The sequence below is a fragment of the Mycobacterium sp. MFM001 genome, assembly GCF_003402475.1.
Taxonomy (GTDB): domain Bacteria; phylum Actinomycetota; class Actinomycetes; order Mycobacteriales; family Mycobacteriaceae; genus Mycobacterium.
On the sequence record NZ_BFAB01000008.1, the window covers coordinates 94,603 to 110,111 of the forward strand.

Annotated in this window: 14 protein-coding genes; 8 read left to right on the forward strand and 6 right to left on the reverse strand. The window is 68.2% G+C overall.

Annotation, left to right across the window (positions count from 1 at the left end; translation table 11 throughout):
• Window positions 1-49: 49 nt before the first annotated feature.
• From cbiE to MFM001_RS15685, 4 genes are all read left to right on the forward strand, one after another.
• Window positions 50-1,225 carry a precorrin-6y C5,15-methyltransferase (decarboxylating) subunit CbiE gene (gene cbiE / locus MFM001_RS15670; protein WP_116376203.1) on the forward strand — a complete coding sequence of 392 codons (1,176 nt, stop codon included), beginning with the start codon at window positions 50-52 and terminating at the stop codon, window positions 1,223-1,225.
• Window positions 1,222-1,977, forward strand: coding sequence for a precorrin-4 C(11)-methyltransferase (gene cobM, locus MFM001_RS15675; RefSeq protein WP_116376294.1), 756 nt, complete (start codon window positions 1,222-1,224; stop codon window positions 1,975-1,977). The genes cbiE and cobM overlap by 4 nt, the downstream gene beginning before the upstream one ends.
• Complete coding sequence (locus tag MFM001_RS15680; protein WP_116376204.1) at window positions 1,977-2,711, forward strand: cobalt-precorrin-6A reductase; 735 nt, start codon at window positions 1,977-1,979, stop codon at window positions 2,709-2,711. The genes cobM and MFM001_RS15680 overlap by 1 nt, the downstream gene beginning before the upstream one ends.
• Window positions 2,712-2,784: 73 nt before the next feature.
• Complete coding sequence (locus MFM001_RS15685) at window positions 2,785-3,291, forward strand: maleylpyruvate isomerase N-terminal domain-containing protein (protein WP_238159219.1); 507 nt, start codon at window positions 2,785-2,787, stop codon at window positions 3,289-3,291.
• A gap of 43 nt (window positions 3,292-3,334) precedes the next feature.
• Here MFM001_RS15685 and MFM001_RS15690 read toward each other — a convergent pair whose 3' ends face one another.
• Genes MFM001_RS15690 through cobG form a run of 3 tightly spaced genes read right to left on the reverse strand, consistent with a single transcriptional unit; the run spans window position 3,335 to window position 6,576 of the window.
• Window positions 3,335-4,807, reverse strand: coding sequence for a precorrin-2 C(20)-methyltransferase (locus tag MFM001_RS15690; protein WP_116376206.1), 1,473 nt, complete (start codon window positions 4,805-4,807; stop codon window positions 3,335-3,337).
• A complete protein-coding gene (locus MFM001_RS15695; RefSeq protein ID WP_116376207.1) occupies window positions 4,800-5,414 on the reverse strand; it encodes a precorrin-8X methylmutase in 615 nt (204 codons plus the stop codon). Before MFM001_RS15695 ends, MFM001_RS15690 begins: the two co-directional genes overlap by 8 nt.
• 4 nt (window positions 5,415-5,418) lie before the next feature.
• Window positions 5,419-6,576, reverse strand: coding sequence for a precorrin-3B synthase (cobG, locus tag MFM001_RS15700; protein ID WP_116376295.1), 1,158 nt, complete (start codon window positions 6,574-6,576; stop codon window positions 5,419-5,421).
• Between the two features lie 158 nt (window positions 6,577-6,734).
• Here cobG and MFM001_RS15705 point away from each other — a divergent pair, with 158 nt between their 5' ends.
• The 3 genes from MFM001_RS15705 to MFM001_RS15715 all read left to right on the forward strand — a co-directional run bounded on the left by MFM001_RS15705 (window position 6,735) and on the right by MFM001_RS15715 (window position 11,283).
• The gene (locus tag MFM001_RS15705) at window positions 6,735-7,523 is read left to right on the forward strand and encodes an ABC transporter permease (RefSeq protein ID WP_116376208.1); all 789 of its coding nucleotides are present in this window, start codon (window positions 6,735-6,737) and stop codon (window positions 7,521-7,523) included.
• Window positions 7,524-7,533: 10 nt separating this feature from the next.
• Window positions 7,534-8,265 carry an ABC transporter ATP-binding protein gene (locus MFM001_RS15710; protein WP_238159220.1) on the forward strand — a complete coding sequence of 244 codons (732 nt, stop codon included), beginning with the start codon at window positions 7,534-7,536 and terminating at the stop codon, window positions 8,263-8,265.
• Between the two features lie 372 nt (window positions 8,266-8,637).
• Complete coding sequence (locus MFM001_RS15715; protein ID WP_238159221.1) at window positions 8,638-11,283, forward strand: LuxR family transcriptional regulator; 2,646 nt, start codon at window positions 8,638-8,640, stop codon at window positions 11,281-11,283.
• Here MFM001_RS15715 and MFM001_RS15720 read toward each other — a convergent pair whose 3' ends face one another.
• Together MFM001_RS15720 and MFM001_RS15725 are read right to left on the reverse strand one after the other, a co-directional pair.
• Complete coding sequence (locus MFM001_RS15720; protein ID WP_116376211.1) at window positions 11,284-12,669, reverse strand: NAD(P)/FAD-dependent oxidoreductase; 1,386 nt, start codon at window positions 12,667-12,669, stop codon at window positions 11,284-11,286.
• A 5-nt stretch (window positions 12,670-12,674) separates the two neighbouring features.
• Window positions 12,675-13,055 (reverse strand): nuclear transport factor 2 family protein, encoded by a 381-nt coding sequence (locus MFM001_RS15725; RefSeq protein ID WP_160118020.1) that lies wholly within the window; start codon window positions 13,053-13,055, stop codon window positions 12,675-12,677.
• A gap of 180 nt (window positions 13,056-13,235) precedes the next feature.
• Between MFM001_RS15725 and MFM001_RS15730 the strand changes: the two genes are divergently transcribed.
• Entirely contained in the window at window positions 13,236-14,687 is a 1,452-nt protein-coding gene (locus tag MFM001_RS15730) for an NAD(P)/FAD-dependent oxidoreductase (RefSeq protein ID WP_116376213.1), read from the forward strand.
• Here the strand turns inward: MFM001_RS15730 and MFM001_RS15735 are convergent, their stop codons facing one another.
• Window positions 14,688-15,500 (reverse strand): SDR family oxidoreductase, encoded by an 813-nt coding sequence (locus MFM001_RS15735; protein WP_116376296.1) that lies wholly within the window; start codon window positions 15,498-15,500, stop codon window positions 14,688-14,690. It lies immediately after the preceding gene.
• Window positions 15,501-15,509: the final 9 nt, after the last annotated feature.

The following is a 15,509-nucleotide window of genomic DNA, read 5'->3' on the forward strand; positions in this document are numbered from 1 at the left end:
TCCGCGCCGGCGACGATGCAGAGCGCAGCGATGAGGAGGAGCGGCGCCCATGATCGTCGTGGTCGGCATCGGCGCCGACGGGATGGCCGGGTTGTCGGAGGCGTCGTCGTCTGAATTGCGCAGGGCCGCAGTGATTTACGGGTCGAGGCGGCAACTCGATCTGCTCGATGACTCGGTGGCGGCAGAGCGCCGGGAGTGGCCGTCGCCGTTGCTGCCCGCGCTGCGGGGTCTGCTCGACGAGCCGATCGATGTGCATGTGCTGGCCAGTGGCGACCCCCTGTTGCACGGCATCGGCGGCACGCTGATCCGGTTGTTCGGAGCGGAGTCGGTCACCGTTTTGCCGCATGTTTCGGCGGTGACGCTGGCGTGTGCGCGGATGGGATGGAGTGTGCAGGACACCGAGGTGATCAGCTTGGTGAACGCGGCGCCGCACACGGCGGTGCGCCGTGGCGGACGGGCCATCGTGCTGTCACGCGACGCGGGCACGCCAGCGGCACTGGCCGACCTGCTCACCGAATATGGCCGCGGCGACTCGGAATTCAGCGTGCTCGAACAGCTGGGCGGGCCGGCGGAGCGCTGCCGGCACAGCACCGCCGGCGGCTGGGCGACAGCCCCGCCGGACGACGTCGACGGCGTCAACGTGATCGCGGTCCGCTACCTGCCCGACGAACACATCGCAGCCGCGCTGCCCGAGGATGCGTTCAGCCACGACGGGCAGATCACCAAGCAGGGCATCCGTGCCGTGACGTTGTCGGCGCTGGCTCCTCGGCCCGGTCAGCGGCTGTGGGACGTCGGGTCGGGTTCGGGAAGTATCGCCGTGGAATGGGCACGGAGCGGGAAGGGTTGCAGCGCCGTTGCTTTCGAGCGCGACGAGGAGCGCCGCGGTCGTATCGAGCGCAATGCCGGCGCTTTTGGTGCCGATGTCGATGTGCGCGGCGCGGCGCCGGAGGCCTTCGCCGGTGCCGCGACGCCGTCGGCGGTGTTCATCGGAGGCGGCCTGACTCAGCGCGGTGTGCTCGAGGCCTGTCTGGAAAACCTGCCCGCGGGCGGACGACTGGTCGCCAATGCCGTCACTGCGGAGTCGGAAGCTGTTTTGCTGCAGGCTCATTCGATTCTCGGCGGGGAGCTGCAGCGTTTCCAGCACTATCGGGGTGAGCCGTTAGGCGGCTTCACCGGTTGGCGTCCGGCGCTGCCGGTCACCCAGTGGGCGATGATCAAGCCATGACGGTGTATTTCATCGGGGCTGGCCCGGGTGCGGCGGACCTGATCACCGTGCGCGGGCAGCGGTTACTGAGCCGATGCCCGGTCTGCCTGTACGCCGGTTCGATCATGCCCGACGACGTGTTGACACTCTGCCCGCCCGGTGCGCGGGTGGTCGACACCGGCCCGCTGACGCTGGACCAGATCGTCGCCGAGATCGCTTCTGCCGACGCCGCCGGCCAGGACGTGGCGCGGCTACATTCGGGCGACCCGTCGCTGTACAGCGCGGTGGCAGAGCAGTGCCGCCGCCTCGACGCGCTGGGGATCGACTACGAAATCGTGCCCGGCGTCCCGGCTTTCGCCGCAGCAGCGGCGGCGCTGGGCCGCGAGCTGACCGTGCCCGGGGTGGCGCAGACGGTGACGCTGAGCCGGGTGGCCACCTTGTCGACGGCGATGCCACCCGGTGAGGACCTGGCTTCGCTGGCCCGGTCGGGTGGCACGTTGGTGCTGCACCTGGCCGCCGCGCAGATCGACGCGATCGTCCCGCAGCTGCTGGCCGGCGGCTATCGCGCCGAAACACCCACGGCCGTCGTCGCTTTGGCCAGCTGGCCGCAGCAGACCATACTGCGCGGAACGCTGGCCGACATCGCCGGGCAGATGCACGACGCCGGAATCACCAAGACCGCCGTGATCATTGTCGGCGACGTGTTGGCCGCCGAGGGATTCACCGACAGCTACCTGTATTCGACCGGCCGTGTCCGGGGGAGCCGGCACTGATGCGAGTGTTGCTGCTCGGCGGCACCGGCGAGGCCCGCGCATTGGCGGAGCGACTGCACCCGGACGTCGAGGTGATCAGCTCGCTGGCCGGGCGGGTGCCCGACCCGGCGCTGCCGGTCGGCGCGGTGCGCATCGGTGGCTTCGGCGGCGTCGAAGGACTGCGAAACTGGTTGCGCGATGCGAGGATCGACGCCGTCGTCGACGCCACCCACCCGTTCGCGGCCACCATCACCGCGAACGCCGCACTGGCGTGCGAAGAGTTGCGGCTGCCGCATCTGGTACTGGCCCGTCCGGCGTGGGAGCCGGGCGACGCGATCGTGGTGATGTCCGATATCGAGGGGGCTGAAACGGTTGCACGTCAGGGATTTTCGCGGGTTTTCCTCACCACCGGCAGGTCGGGGGTCAAGGCTTTCGCCGACAGCGACGCCTGGTTTTTGATCCGCGCGGTCACTCCGCCTGATCCCGCTTCCTTGCCGCGCCATCACCAAGTGCTGTTGTCCCGTGGGCCGTATGACTACGAGGGGGAGTGTGAGCTGATGCGTGAGCACCGAATCGACGTGCTGGTGACCAAGAACAGCGGCGGCGACATGACCCGCGCGAAGCTGGACGCCGCTGCCGCGCTGAACATCCGGGTGGTGATGGTGGATCGGCCGCCGCTGCCGGCCGGGGTGACGACGCTAGGCACCGTCGACGAGGCAGTCACGTGGATACACTCGTCGAACGGCCACTTATGACACGCTATTTGACGAAAAGTGTGCCAGAACTGGCCACTCGGCCGGCCGAGGCGATGTAATGCACCCTGGCAGAATGCATTTAGCGGTGTGCCGACGGTTCGGTGAAGCTGTCCAGTCTGCCGACGGGAAGTGGGACCGCCCGACTCCGTGCGACGCGTGGGACGCGCGCGGAGTGCTGGAGCACGTGATCGGCTTTCACGACGTGCTGCTGCTTCGGCCGCTCGGCCTGAAGCCAGAGCGTCCCCGCGACGACCCACAGCAGCGCTGGGAGTTGACCCACGACGCGCTGAAGGGGGCGTTGGACCGTGAGCGTGTCCTCGACGTGCCACTGCCACATCTCACCCGAGATGTGTTAGTGCATACCTGGGACCTGGCCCGCGCGGTCGGCGCTGACGACCGGCTCGACCCCGGCTGGTGTGCAATGTTTCTCGACGGGCTGCCCGACGACCCCGATGCATTGACCGCGTCAGGGATGTTCGCTGCGCCGGTCGACAGCGATGACGACGCCGACATCCAGTCGAGGCTGCTCGCCCGCCTAGGCCGTGACCCGTCCTGGCAACCGCCGAATAGCCACTTATGACACGCTAATTCGCAAAAACCGTGCCACAACTGGCCACTCGCCATCAAGAGGGATACCGGCGCGGAGTGAAGACACGGTCGGTGGAATCCACGCAATACCACTGCGTTTGCGACGAGCCGACGATCAGCAGACAACGCATGTCCACCTCGGCCGGGTCCAGGTCGGCCAATCGCACCACCGTCACCTTCTCGTTCGGCCCGGACACGTCGCGCCCGATCACCACCGGTGTGCCGGGATCACGATGCTCCAGCAACAGGTCCCGCATCGCCGCTACCTGCCAGGTCCGGCTCTTTGACGCCGGGTTGTAGATCGCCAGCACCATGTCGGTGGCGGCCGCGGCGGATAGCCGTGCCTCGATCACATCCCACGGCTTGAGCCGATCCGACAGCGAGATCACCGCGTAGTCGTGACCCAGCGGCGCGCCGACCCGACTGGCCACCGCCTGCGCCGCGGTCATCGCCGGAATCACCCGCACCGACACGTCCGGCCACTGTTTGGCTTCCTCGAGCACCGCGGTCGCCATCGCGAACACGCCGGCATCACCCGACGACACCACCGCCACCGCCCGGCCCTGCTCCGCCAACGAGCACGCCAACCGTGCGCGCATCACCTCGTCGGTGTTGTCGCTGGCATGACGGCGCTGACCGTCACGGACCGGAACACGATCCAGATACGGGCCATAGCCGACCAGATCGGTGGCCTCGGCCAACTCGCGGCGGCTCTCGGGTGTCATCCAATGAAAGTGCCCGGGGCCCAAGCCCACCACCGCGACGCCGCCGCAGGGTGACTCACGGCGCCGCCCACCGGGCACCATCGCTAGCGAGAAGTACGGCACGCTGGTCTCGTCGACCGACCCGGCGGGCAACACCCGCTGCCCGCCGGTGCTGGCCCGCTCCACATACAAAGCGTCATCGAGCTGGCCCGCCATTGAAAGTGCTTCCCGCACAGCGGGATACGAGCGGCCCAGCTTCAGGACAACTGCGGCGTCGGCGTCGGAAAGCCGGCGCGCCAACTCGGCGACCGGCAGCGTGCCCGGCAACACCGACAGCACCTCGTCACCGGCCACCAGCGGGGTCGCAATCGCCGCCGACGCCGCGCTAACCGACGTCACCCCCGGCACGATCACCGCGTCGAACCGCTCGGTCAGCCGGGTGTGCAGATGCATGTAGGAGCTGTAGAACAGCGGGTCGCCCTCGGCCAGCAGCGCCACGTCGCGGCCGGCGTCCAGATAGGCGGCGATGCGCGACGTGGCCTCGGCGTAGAAGTCCTCGAGCGCTCCGGCATAGCCGCCGGGATGATCGGTGGTCTCGGTGGTCACCGGATACACCAGGTGCTCCTCGATCTGCCCGGGTCGCAGGTACGCCGAGGCGATGCCGCGGGCGATGCTGCGGCCGTGCCGCGCACTGTGATAGGCCACCACGTCGGCTTGCCCGATCACCCGGGCGGCCTTGACGGTCACCAGCTCGGGATCGCCGGGCCCCAGCCCGACGCCGAAAAGCGTGCCGCGCCTAGGCATTACCGGCTGCGATCGCGTTGACGGCGGCGGCGGCCATCGCGCTGCCGCCGCGACGGCCCCGCACCACCAGATACGACATCCCGCGCGGACGGTCGATCAGCTCCTGTTTGGACTGCGCGGAGCCGACGAAGCCGACGGGCCCGCCCAACACCGCGGCCGGCGCGGGTGCGCCCTCGTCGACGAGCTCGAGCAGCCGGAACAGCGCGGTGGGCGCGTTGCCGATCGCGACGACGGCCCCGCCCAGCCGATCCGCCCACAGCTCCACCCCGGCAGCCGAGCGAGTCGTCGCCCGCTTGGCGGCGAGCTCCGCAGCGGCAGGGTCGGCTACCAGCGACACGACCGGTCCGGCTGCCTTGGTAATCCCGGCGGCAACCATCGACGAGTCGCACAGCACCGGGGCCCCGGCGCCCAGCGCCGCGCTGGCCCGGGCGACCACGTCGTCGGTGTAGGCGACATGCTCCGCCACGTCGACCTGCCCGCAGGTGTGGATCAGCCGGACCACCACCTGCTCGACGTCGGCGGGAAACCGGGTCAGGTCCGCTTCGGCGCGAATGGTCGCGAACGACTGCCGGTAGATCTCGGCGGCGTCGCGCAGGTAGTCGAGCACCCGCTCACCTTAAGCGTTCTTCGCGTGGCGACCCGCTGCGCCCGGCTTCGCCGCGCTTGCGATCGCCACGAAGTAGCCGGTATCCGTCTGCGGTAGCCACCAGCACCTCGCCGACGGGCGGGCTGCCGCAGGCCCGCTCACAGCCGACGAAATGTCGCCTGACGCCCACCTCGTCCGCCTGCACTGCTAAAGCGGCGTCGGCGCGCACATCGGCGGCCGAATGCGCGCAGCCCGGACTTCCGGTACAGGCGCTGACCGACAGCCACGGCGAGGCCTCGTCGAACACCAGGCCCATCGGGGCCAACACTCGCAGCGCCGTGTCGGCCACCGCCTCGTCGAGGTTGCAGATCAGCACCGAGCGCCACGGCGTGACGACCAACGGCGCCTCGATCGCGGCCAGGTATTCGGCGACCCGGGCCGGCAAAACCCCCAAGGGCACGACGGCGCCGAGCGTTACCCGGCCGTCGTCCTGCGCAATCCAGCCCACCGGTGGCGTGCTGACGGGCGCGTACTTGGCACCGAGTTCGGCGCCGGGCACCAGCACTCGCGGCTCGGCCAATTCGACTACGCGCCAAGCTTTTCCGTGGATCTCGACAAACCGCACCGCAACCTCGACCAGCCTGTCCACGACCTCGTCGGCCGCAAGCCGGACACCCGTGTCGCGGCCGGCCAGCAGCAGCGCCACGCCGTCCCCAAGCACATGCACGCCGACGTCGGCGCCCAAACCCGACACGTCGCCGCGCCCGTCGTCGATGCCGAACCAGAACCGCCCCGGCAGCGAACCCAGTGCCGGCTCCGCCTGAATCGCCGCGTCCAGCTCACCGACCCACCCGCGCACGTCCGCGACACCGCCGACCCGGCCGGACAGCGGCGAGGCGACGATGTTGCGGACCCGCTCGTGCGTCGTCGACGGCAGCAAGCCGGCCGCGGCCACCGCCTCGGCGACCGCCGCGGTATCGGTGATGCCGCGGATCTGCACGTTGCCGCGTGCGGTCAGCTCGAGTGTGCCCGAGCCGAACCGGGCGGAAGCGCTGGCCAGCGCCGCCAACTGCGCGGCGCTGACCATCCCGCCGGGCAGCCGCACCCGCGCCAGCGCGCCGTCGGCCGCCTGATGCACCTGCAGTGCACCCGGGCAGGCGTCGGTGTGGCGGGTTCTCGGCACGTGTTCACGGTACGGGGTTGTTCGCAGCCGAATGCTCGAGATCGGCTCACCGAGCGGAAAACCCTTACCCGAGTCAATCGGCGGCACATAACGTCTGAGGCCGCAACCATGCGTTGCGTCGTATCTGCTTGTGCCCCAACCATGAGGACGTCCACACCGTGACCATCGCAGCAGCGCCGATCGGCACACAGCGCTGGACGCGTCGCAAATGGGAGATTCTGCGCGTCGCGTCGCCCGTGGCGCTGCTGGTGCTGTGGCAGCTGGGCAGCGCCATCGGCGTCATACCCCAGGATGTGTTGCCCGCTCCCTCGCTGATCGCCGAGGCCGGCGTGGAGCTGCTCGACAACGGGCAGCTCGTCGACGCGCTGCAGGTATCCGGGCTGCGGGTCGTCGAAGGTCTGCTGCTGGGCGGGCTGGTCGGGGTCGCGCTGGGAGTTGCGGTTGGGCTGTCCCGTTGGTTCGAGTCGACCGTCGACCCGCCCATGCAGATGCTGCGCGCGCTGCCGCATCTGGGACTGATCCCGCTATTCATCCTGTGGTTCGGAATCGGCGAGTTGCCCAAGGTGCTGCTCGTGGCATTAGGCGTGGCTTTTCCGCTGTACCTCAACAGCTTTGCCGCGATCCGCCAGGTCGACCCGAAGCTGTTCGAAACCGCTCAGGTGCTTGGCTTTTCGTTCTGGCAGCGGTTCTGTCGGATTATCGTGCCCAGTGCAGCGCCCCAAGTGCTGGTGGGCCTGCGGCAATCGCTGGCGATCGCGTGGCTGAGTTTGATCGTCGCCGAACAGATCAACGCCGACAAGGGGATCGGGTTTTTGATCAACAACGCCCGCGACTTCCTGCGCATCGACATCATCATCTTCGGGCTGATCGTCTATGCGCTACTGGGCATCGCCACCGACGCCGTCGTCCGTGTCTTCGAGCGCCGCGCCCTGCGCTATCGACAGTGAAAGGCCAACTGTGACAGCTACTTTAACAGCGAGCCGAAAGCGCACCGATGTCGCCGGGCAATTGCGTCGCGTCGACAAGTGGTACGGCAGCCGTCATGTGCTCGTCGACGTCTCATTGCAGGTGAAACGGGGCGAGATCGTCGCACTGGTCGGCCGCAGCGGCTCGGGCAAGTCGACGGTGCTGCGTGTGCTGGCGGGGCTTTCGACGGATCACGCCGGCGATCGCGTGACGGCCGGCGCGCCCGCGCTGGCGTTCCAGGAGCCGCGGCTCTTTCCGTGGCGCGACGTGCGCACCAATGTCGGCTACGGGCTCACCCGAACCCGGTTGTCGGCCGCACAGATTCGGCAGCGCGCCGAACGGGCGCTTGCCGACGTCGGGCTCGGCGACCGCGGCGACGCGTGGCCGCTGACGCTGTCGGGCGGTCAGGCGCAACGGGTTTCGTTGGCACGGGCATTGGTTGCCGAGCCGCAGCTGTTGCTGCTCGACGAACCGTTCGGCGCGCTGGATGCGTTGACTCGGCTGACCATGCATGCCTTGCTGCTCGACCTGTGGCGCCGCCACGGCTTTGGCGTCCTGCTGGTCACCCACGACGTCGACGAGGCTCTCGCGCTGGCCGATCGTGTGCTGGTCCTCGAGGACGGCAGGGTGATTCATGCGTTGAGCATCGACCATCCCCGCGCATCGCCCACCGAGCGCCACCGCGACGAGCTGCTTGGCCAGTTGGGGGTGCAGCCGCGGTGATGCCGGAGGTTGGGTGGGTGGATGCCCGGAGTGTGGAAAAACGTCCGGCTGGTTGGACGCTGCTCTAAACTCCGCAGCACGGGAGTTCCCGGAAAACACAGGCAGAATGACTGGCCATGTGGCCACGGGCAACAGGGAGCGGCGACGACGGTCGCTGGATTTGCCGAGGTCAGCCGGGTAGTCAACGGCCGTCGGGGGACTGAGCGAGGTGCCACTGTGGCAAGGCCTGAACCAGGCCCGGGCAGCACTACTTTCGGCCGGAATGTCGACAACGCCCGCGGTGGCTATCACGGATGGGCAAACTCGCGCGGACGGATCGGGCCCGGCGTAATCTGCCCCCAACAGCGCGTGGCTCAGGAGGCTCTGTACCCGGTGCAAACAGAGACCGCGTCGACGTGGCCGATAGTCGCCCGTGATGACGAGTTCCGCCAGGCATTGGCGGCACTCGAGAACGACTCGGAATTCCGTGGCGTTGCGCTGGTCGGTGCCAGTGGGGTGGGCAAATCGACGCTGGGCCGCGCGCTCGCCGCGGCTGTCGAGTCTCGGGGGGCGACGGTGCGCTTCGTGCTGGGCACCGAGACCGGGCACGCGGTGCCGCTGGGTGCGTTCTCGCGCGCGGTCACCGTCGCCGGAGCGCACGAGCCCGCCACGATGCTGGCCGCCGCGCACGCGACCCTGGAGACAGACACCAACCTGGTGGTCGTCGTCGACGACGCCCAGCTGCTCGATCCGCTCTCGGCCACGCTGGTGTATCAGCTCGCGGCGAACCGCACCGCGCGACTGGTCGTCACGATTCGGTCGGGCGAACCGATGCTCGACGCGGTGGCGGCGCTGTGCAAAGAGCGGCTGTTGCTGACGTTGCACATCGACGCGTTCACCCCCGAGCAGACCGGCGACCTGGCGCGCCGAGTGCTCGGCGGGGCGGTCGAGCCGCGCTTGGTCGACGAGCTCTACGCCCGCAGCGGCGGCAACCTGCTGCTGCTGCGCGGCCTGCTCAGCGCCGGCCGGGAAAACGGCGTCTTGGTCCACACCGAGGACGGCTGGCAGCTTCGCGGCCCGCTCCGGGCGGATCGCGAACTCTACGACCTGCTCGAGTTTCGGCTGCGATCCCTGACTCCCGAAGAGTTGGAAGCCGTGGAGATCTTGGCCACCGGAGAGCTCTTGGACTGGGAGATCCTGCGCGGGCTGTGCGACGCCGAGGCGGTGGCCCACCTGGAACGGCGGGGCTTGATCCAGCTGCTCGCCGACGGGTCCGACACCGTGGTGCAGTTGAATCACCCCGTTTTGGGCGACGCGGCCATCCGGCTCGCAGGTGTGGTGCGGTCGCGACAACTCAATGGCCTTCTGGCGCAAGCGCTTCAAAAGCACCTGCGGGCCGGAGGGCGACGCTCGCGACTGCCCGACCTGCGCGGCCAGATCCGACTGGCGCAATTCATGATGCGCAGCGACTTGGAACCAGACCTCGACGTGATCATCACCGCCGCGGCAAGCGCGGTCACCATGTCGAACCTCAGCTACGGCGAAGAGCTGGCCCGCTACGCGCTTGACTGCGGCGGCGGTCTGCAGGCCGCCATCGTGCTTGCCGACGCGCTGAGCTGGCAGGGGCGCGGTGACGAAGCCGAGGCGGTGCTGTCCGGGTTCGAGCCGGACAGCGGCAACGAGCTGCTGACCATGCGGTGGGGTTGTCTGCGCGCCGCGAACCTGTTCTGGCAGTGCGGTCGAACCGACGCCGCCCAACGCGTACTCGAAAACGTCAGGGGCCGCGTCGATTCCGAGGCAAGCGGCGCTATGGCGATGGCGCTGCAGGTCTCGTTTGCATTCTTCTCTGGTGACGTCGCGACCACCCTCGAGGTGGGTCCGAGCCTGTGCGCGTCCAGCGTGCTTCCGCTGGCGACGCTGTGGGCGGCGGTGCCGACGGCATGTGCGCTGGCCGGCGTCGGCCGGTTCGGCGAGGTTGCACCGATCGTCGACGCCGGGTTGCAGGCCGCGACGGCCAGCGAGTCCGGGCCGCAGCGGTTCGCCCTCGGATTGGCTGAGGTGATGGCACACACGGCCGCCGGTGATCAGCCGGCCGCCGAAGCGGCGGCGGAACGCTACGGCGCAATGGCCGCCGGTGTGCCCGCGGCGGACGCCATGGTGGCCGCCATATTCGGGCTCGTACACTTTGCCGCCGGTGAGCTGCCCTCCGCCTGCTCGGCATTCGCGGACTCCGTATCGGCGCTGTCGCAAGGCTTTCCGTCGGCATGGATGATGCTCGTCACCGCGTGGCAGGCGCAGGCCGAAGGCGCGCGCGGAGACGGTGACGCCGCGGCAGCAGCGCTGGAGAAATCCGGGCAAGCCTACGGCCCGCAGGTTGCGGTATTCCTGCCGGAACTCGAGTTGGCGCGGGCCTGGGAGCGGGCATGCGCCGGCGAAACCACTGCGGCGCAGTCGCATGCGATGCATGCGGCGCAGATCGCACGGCGATCCGGGTTGCCGGTCGTCGAGATGCGGGCGTTGCACACCGCCGTCCGGTTCGGCGATCGCTCGCATGCCTCGCGGCTGGGGGAACTCGCCAAGACGCTGAACACTGAAATGGCGGACGTGGTCGCGATGCACGCTCGCGCCCTGGCCGGCCACGACGGCGACCAGCTGGATTTGGCGGCCGACCGGTTCGCAGAGATCGGTGCGCTGGCGCTCGCCGCCGACGCGGCAGCACAGGCAGCGCGCGAACATGACCGCAGCGGACGCCGCGGCAAGGAATTGGAGTCGTCGACGCGGGCGCACTGGCTGGCCAGTCAGTACGAAATACGAACTCCGGCAGTCAAAGCCGCGGCCCGACCGTTGCCAATCACCGACCGTGAACGCGAGATCGCGATGTTGGTGGCCAGCGGCTTGTCCAATCGTCAGATCGCCGATCGGCTGTCGGTGTCGGTGCGCACAGTGGACGGACACCTGTACCGCACGTTCGCCAAGCTGGGTATCGAGCGGCGCGACCAACTGGTCAACTTGCTCAAAGGGGTCCGCTCCGCGACGTAGCTATCCCGCCACCAGCTCAGGCTCCGGGACGGTGGCCTCATGCCGGACCTGACGCCGGCGAGCGGTGGCAACCCGCGCTATCACCGCGGGCCGCAGCAACCGCGTCGGCGGGTCGACGAGGTTCATCACCCGCACGAAGCCCTCGGTGACGACCGGATCGGAGGCGGCGGCGGCCAACAACCGCGCGGTGTACCAGTTCGACAATCGCATGGACACCGAACGTCGCCCCTGGGCCTGTGGCAGAGCAAGATCCGCACCTGACGCCATCTTCCAGACCGACTTGATCGGCTTGGCGGCCGCGCGGAAAAACCGCCGGGGCAGATCGTCGTCACCGCGAAGCAGGCAGTCGCGCAAGGCAATTGCCTCCAGGGCGGCCACCGACATGCCCTGTCCGTACACCGGGTTGAAGCTACAGATCGCGTCCCCGAACACCAGCAACCCCGCCGGGAAATGCAGCATCTTGTCGTAACGTCGCCACTTGCTGGCGGGGTAACGGTGGTGGCACACCTCGGACAGCGGCTCGGCCGCTTTCATCGCGTCGATCATCGGTGGCGGCGCGAACTCCTCGGCGAAGCGGACCATTTCGGTCGGTTCGGCGGGCGGCTCGTGTCCGCTGAGACCGGCCAACGTCAGCATCCAGGTGTCGTTCTCGTAGGCGAACAGCGCGCCGCCTGTCGGCCGCTCGGCCAGCGGGCCGATCAGAATCAGCTTTTCATCCAGCGTCCCAGGCGGTATCCGCAACAGCTGGCTGACGTAGGCCACCTTGACCACGATGTGTTCCTCGGGCGGACGCCGATAACCCAAATTCTCCAGAAACGCCGGTGTTCGGGCGGCCCGGCCCGTCGCGTCGACAACGAGATCGGCGTCCATGAAGACGTTCTCGCCGGTGTCGCGATCCGCGACCAGCGCGCCGGCCACCCGGCCGGACCCGGCGCCGAACAAGTTGACCACGTCGTGGCCGTCGAGCAATGTCACGTTGTCGAACCTTCGCAACCGCGCCCGGATATGAGACTCCAGAAACGGCCTGCTGGCCAGGTATGACGTCACCGCTCCCGGGTCGGCGAATCTGCCGGTGCGGTTCAGGTCGTGTCCGGAGAAGCGAAGCCACACGCGCGTGCCGTCGCCGCCCTCCAGGACGTTGGCGCCCGCGGTGACAAGCTCGTCGAGCAGTTCGGGAAACAGCTCGTCCAGAATGCGCGAGCCCGTGCTCAGCAGACCGTGAACGTGGCGGCTCTGCGGGACGCCGCGCCGGTGCACGGCGTCGTGTCGCAAAGTGTCGCGCTCCACCACCGTGACGGTGGAATAGAAGTCGGCCAGAACGCGGGCGGCGAGCAATCCGCCCATGCTTGCGCCCAGAACGACGGCGTGATCGCCGAGCCTGCTCATCGTGATCAGGCTTGCAGCTTGGCGAATTTTGCGGTGTCGTAGTGGATTTCGCCGCGCACCGCTTTGCCGTCGTCATCGAACTTCAGCACGTTGACGAACGGCGATTCGGCGGTGCCGTTGTCGTTGCCGAAACGGACGGTGCCGAGCACCACGACGTAGACCCCGCCGTCGATGTAGGTGCTCGGCTCGACGCTCACCGTCGACCAATGATCCGGCAACCGGCTCATCATCTCGATGATGGCGTCCCGTCCGTGGACCTCGCCGCCGGGCGCGATCTCCTCGGAGGAATACCAGACCGCGTCCTGCGCGTAGGCCTCTTTCAATGCGGCCAAATCCCCGCGGCTGAACGCTTCGTGCGCTGACCTGGCGGTCTCGACGTTCGACATTTCGCTAGCCTCCTTGGTCATGGTCGGGGCGACTGCACCCTGGCGACCAGTCGACTATTCCGCCGTCGCGCGGAGCCCCGATAGGGTAGTCGGCTACCTCAATTCCCGTTTGTCGGGGGCCGAACGGCTCGCGCGACGTAGGATCGGGCCAGCCGACGTCTGGAGATTCGGGTGGTTGACATGGCCGACAAACGCCCCTTGAAGATCGCGATCATCGGCGCCGGCATGTCCGGCCTGTGCATGGCCGTCAAGCTCCAGCAGGCCGGCATCGACTCGTACACCATTTTCGAGAAGGCCGACGACGTCGGCGGAACCTGGCGCGACAACACGTATCCGGGACTCACCTGCGACGTGCCGTCGCGGTACTACTCCTATTCGTTTCGGCCCAACCCGAATTGGTCGCATCTGCTGCCGCCGGGCCCGGAGATCCAGGCCTATTTCCGTCAGGTGGCCGACGAGCGGGTCATCCGTCCGCACATCCGCTTCGGCACCGACGTCACGTCGGCACGATACGAGGACGGACGCTGGCGGCTGACCACCGCCGACGGCGAGGAGTCGTTCGACGTCCTCGTCACCGCCACCGGCGTGCTGCGGGTGCCTCGCTATCCGGACATCCCGGGCCGGGAGACGTTCGCCGGCCCGGCGTTTCATTCATCGCGCTGGGATCACTCGGTATCGTTGCCGGACAAGCGAATCGGATTGATCGGCACCGGTTCGACCGGTGTGCAGATCACCGCGGAACTCGGCGGAAATGTCCGGCAGCTGACGGTGTTTCAGCGCACCGCGCAGTGGATCTGCCCGATGCCCAACTTGCGCTACTCTGCCCTCACCCGGGCGGTGTTGCGCCGCTGGCCGCGGCTGAACGATGTGCCGTACCGCTTCTGGGGTTGGTATGTGCGGTCCATGTTCGGCCGGGCACCGATACGTCCGGGCTTCCAGCGCAGACTCTTTGCGGCTCAGTGCCGATGGAATCTGCGGCTCTCGGTGCGCGACCCGGCGTTGCGGGCCAAGCTCACCCCGAAGGACCAGCCGATGTGCAAGCGGTTGATCTTTGCCGGCCACTTCTACCGATCCGTGCAGCAGCCGGGCGTTGAGGTGGTCACCGAGACGATCGACCACATCGAGCCGCGCGGGGTCGTCACCGCCGACGGCACTCTGCACGAGCTGGACCTACTCGTCTACGCCACCGGTTTCGACGCCCGCGCCTATGTGCGGCCGCTGCAAGTAATCGGCGAAGGCGGGCTGACTCTGGAGGAGGCCTGGGCCGACGGGCCGCGCGCGTATCGGTCGGTGGCTGTCCCGGGATTTCCGAACCTGTTCATGCTGATGGGTCCGCACTCGCCAATCGGCAACCAGTCGTTGGTGCCGATCGCCGAGGATCAGGCCGACTACGCGATGTGGTGGATCAACCAGATGCGGGACGGAAACATTCGTGCCGCCGCACCCACCGAAGTGGCCACCAAGGACTACAACGAGAGCATGAAAGCCGCGATGCCCCAGACGATCTGGGTGACCGGCTGCAACAGTTGGTACTTGGGCAAGGACGGGCTGCCGGAGCTGTTCCCGTGGACGCCCGAGCGTCACCGCGAACTGTTGCGCGAGCCCGAACTCGCCGACTTCGACATCCGCTGATCAGGACGTCCCGGCCCGTTTCGCATAACCGGTGCGCTGCCCGGCGTCCACGGCGGTGAACACCCGGTCGCTGCCCAATGCCCGGCCGAGCGCCTCGCCCAGCCGCTGCGGCAGGAACCGCTGAACGGCCACCGCTGCTGCTATCGATCGCGGAACCACCACGCGCGCTTTGGGTTTGACGATCAGACCGGCAATCGCCTTGGCCACGTCGTCGGGCTCGGCGTTGCGGAAACCCTTCGCGTGTCCCACACCGGCGATCATCTCGGTGTTGGTCAACGTCGGCAGCACCGCGGAGAAGTGGACGCCGCTGCCACGGTTTTCCAGCCGGACGGTGTCGGTGAATCCGAGCACGGCATGCTTGGTGGCGCAGTAGGTGGCAATGCCGGCCGTCGGCAGCACGCTACCCAGCGACGCGATGTTGATGACATGACCGCGACCCCGCGGCAGCATCCGCTGGGCCGCCAGCTTGGTCCCCAGGATCACGCCGTAGACGTTGACGTCGAGCAGCCGCCTGGTGACCGTGTCGGCCTCCTCGACCGCGCTGCCCACCGCGATGACGCCGGCGTTGTTCACCAGGACGTCGATGGGCCCGAGTTGCTCTTCGACCGCGTCGAGGAAATCGGTGAACGACTGGCGGTCCGTCACATCTAATCGGCGGTGGCAATCCAGGCTGCCACCCGCTTCGTTGGCGGCGGATTCGTCGATATCCCCGATCGCGACCTTGGCACCCGATTTGTGCAGAAGGGTCGCGGTGGCCAAGCCGATTCCGCGCGCCCCACCCGTGACCGCCACGACTTTTCCCGCGACAGACATGGGCCACAT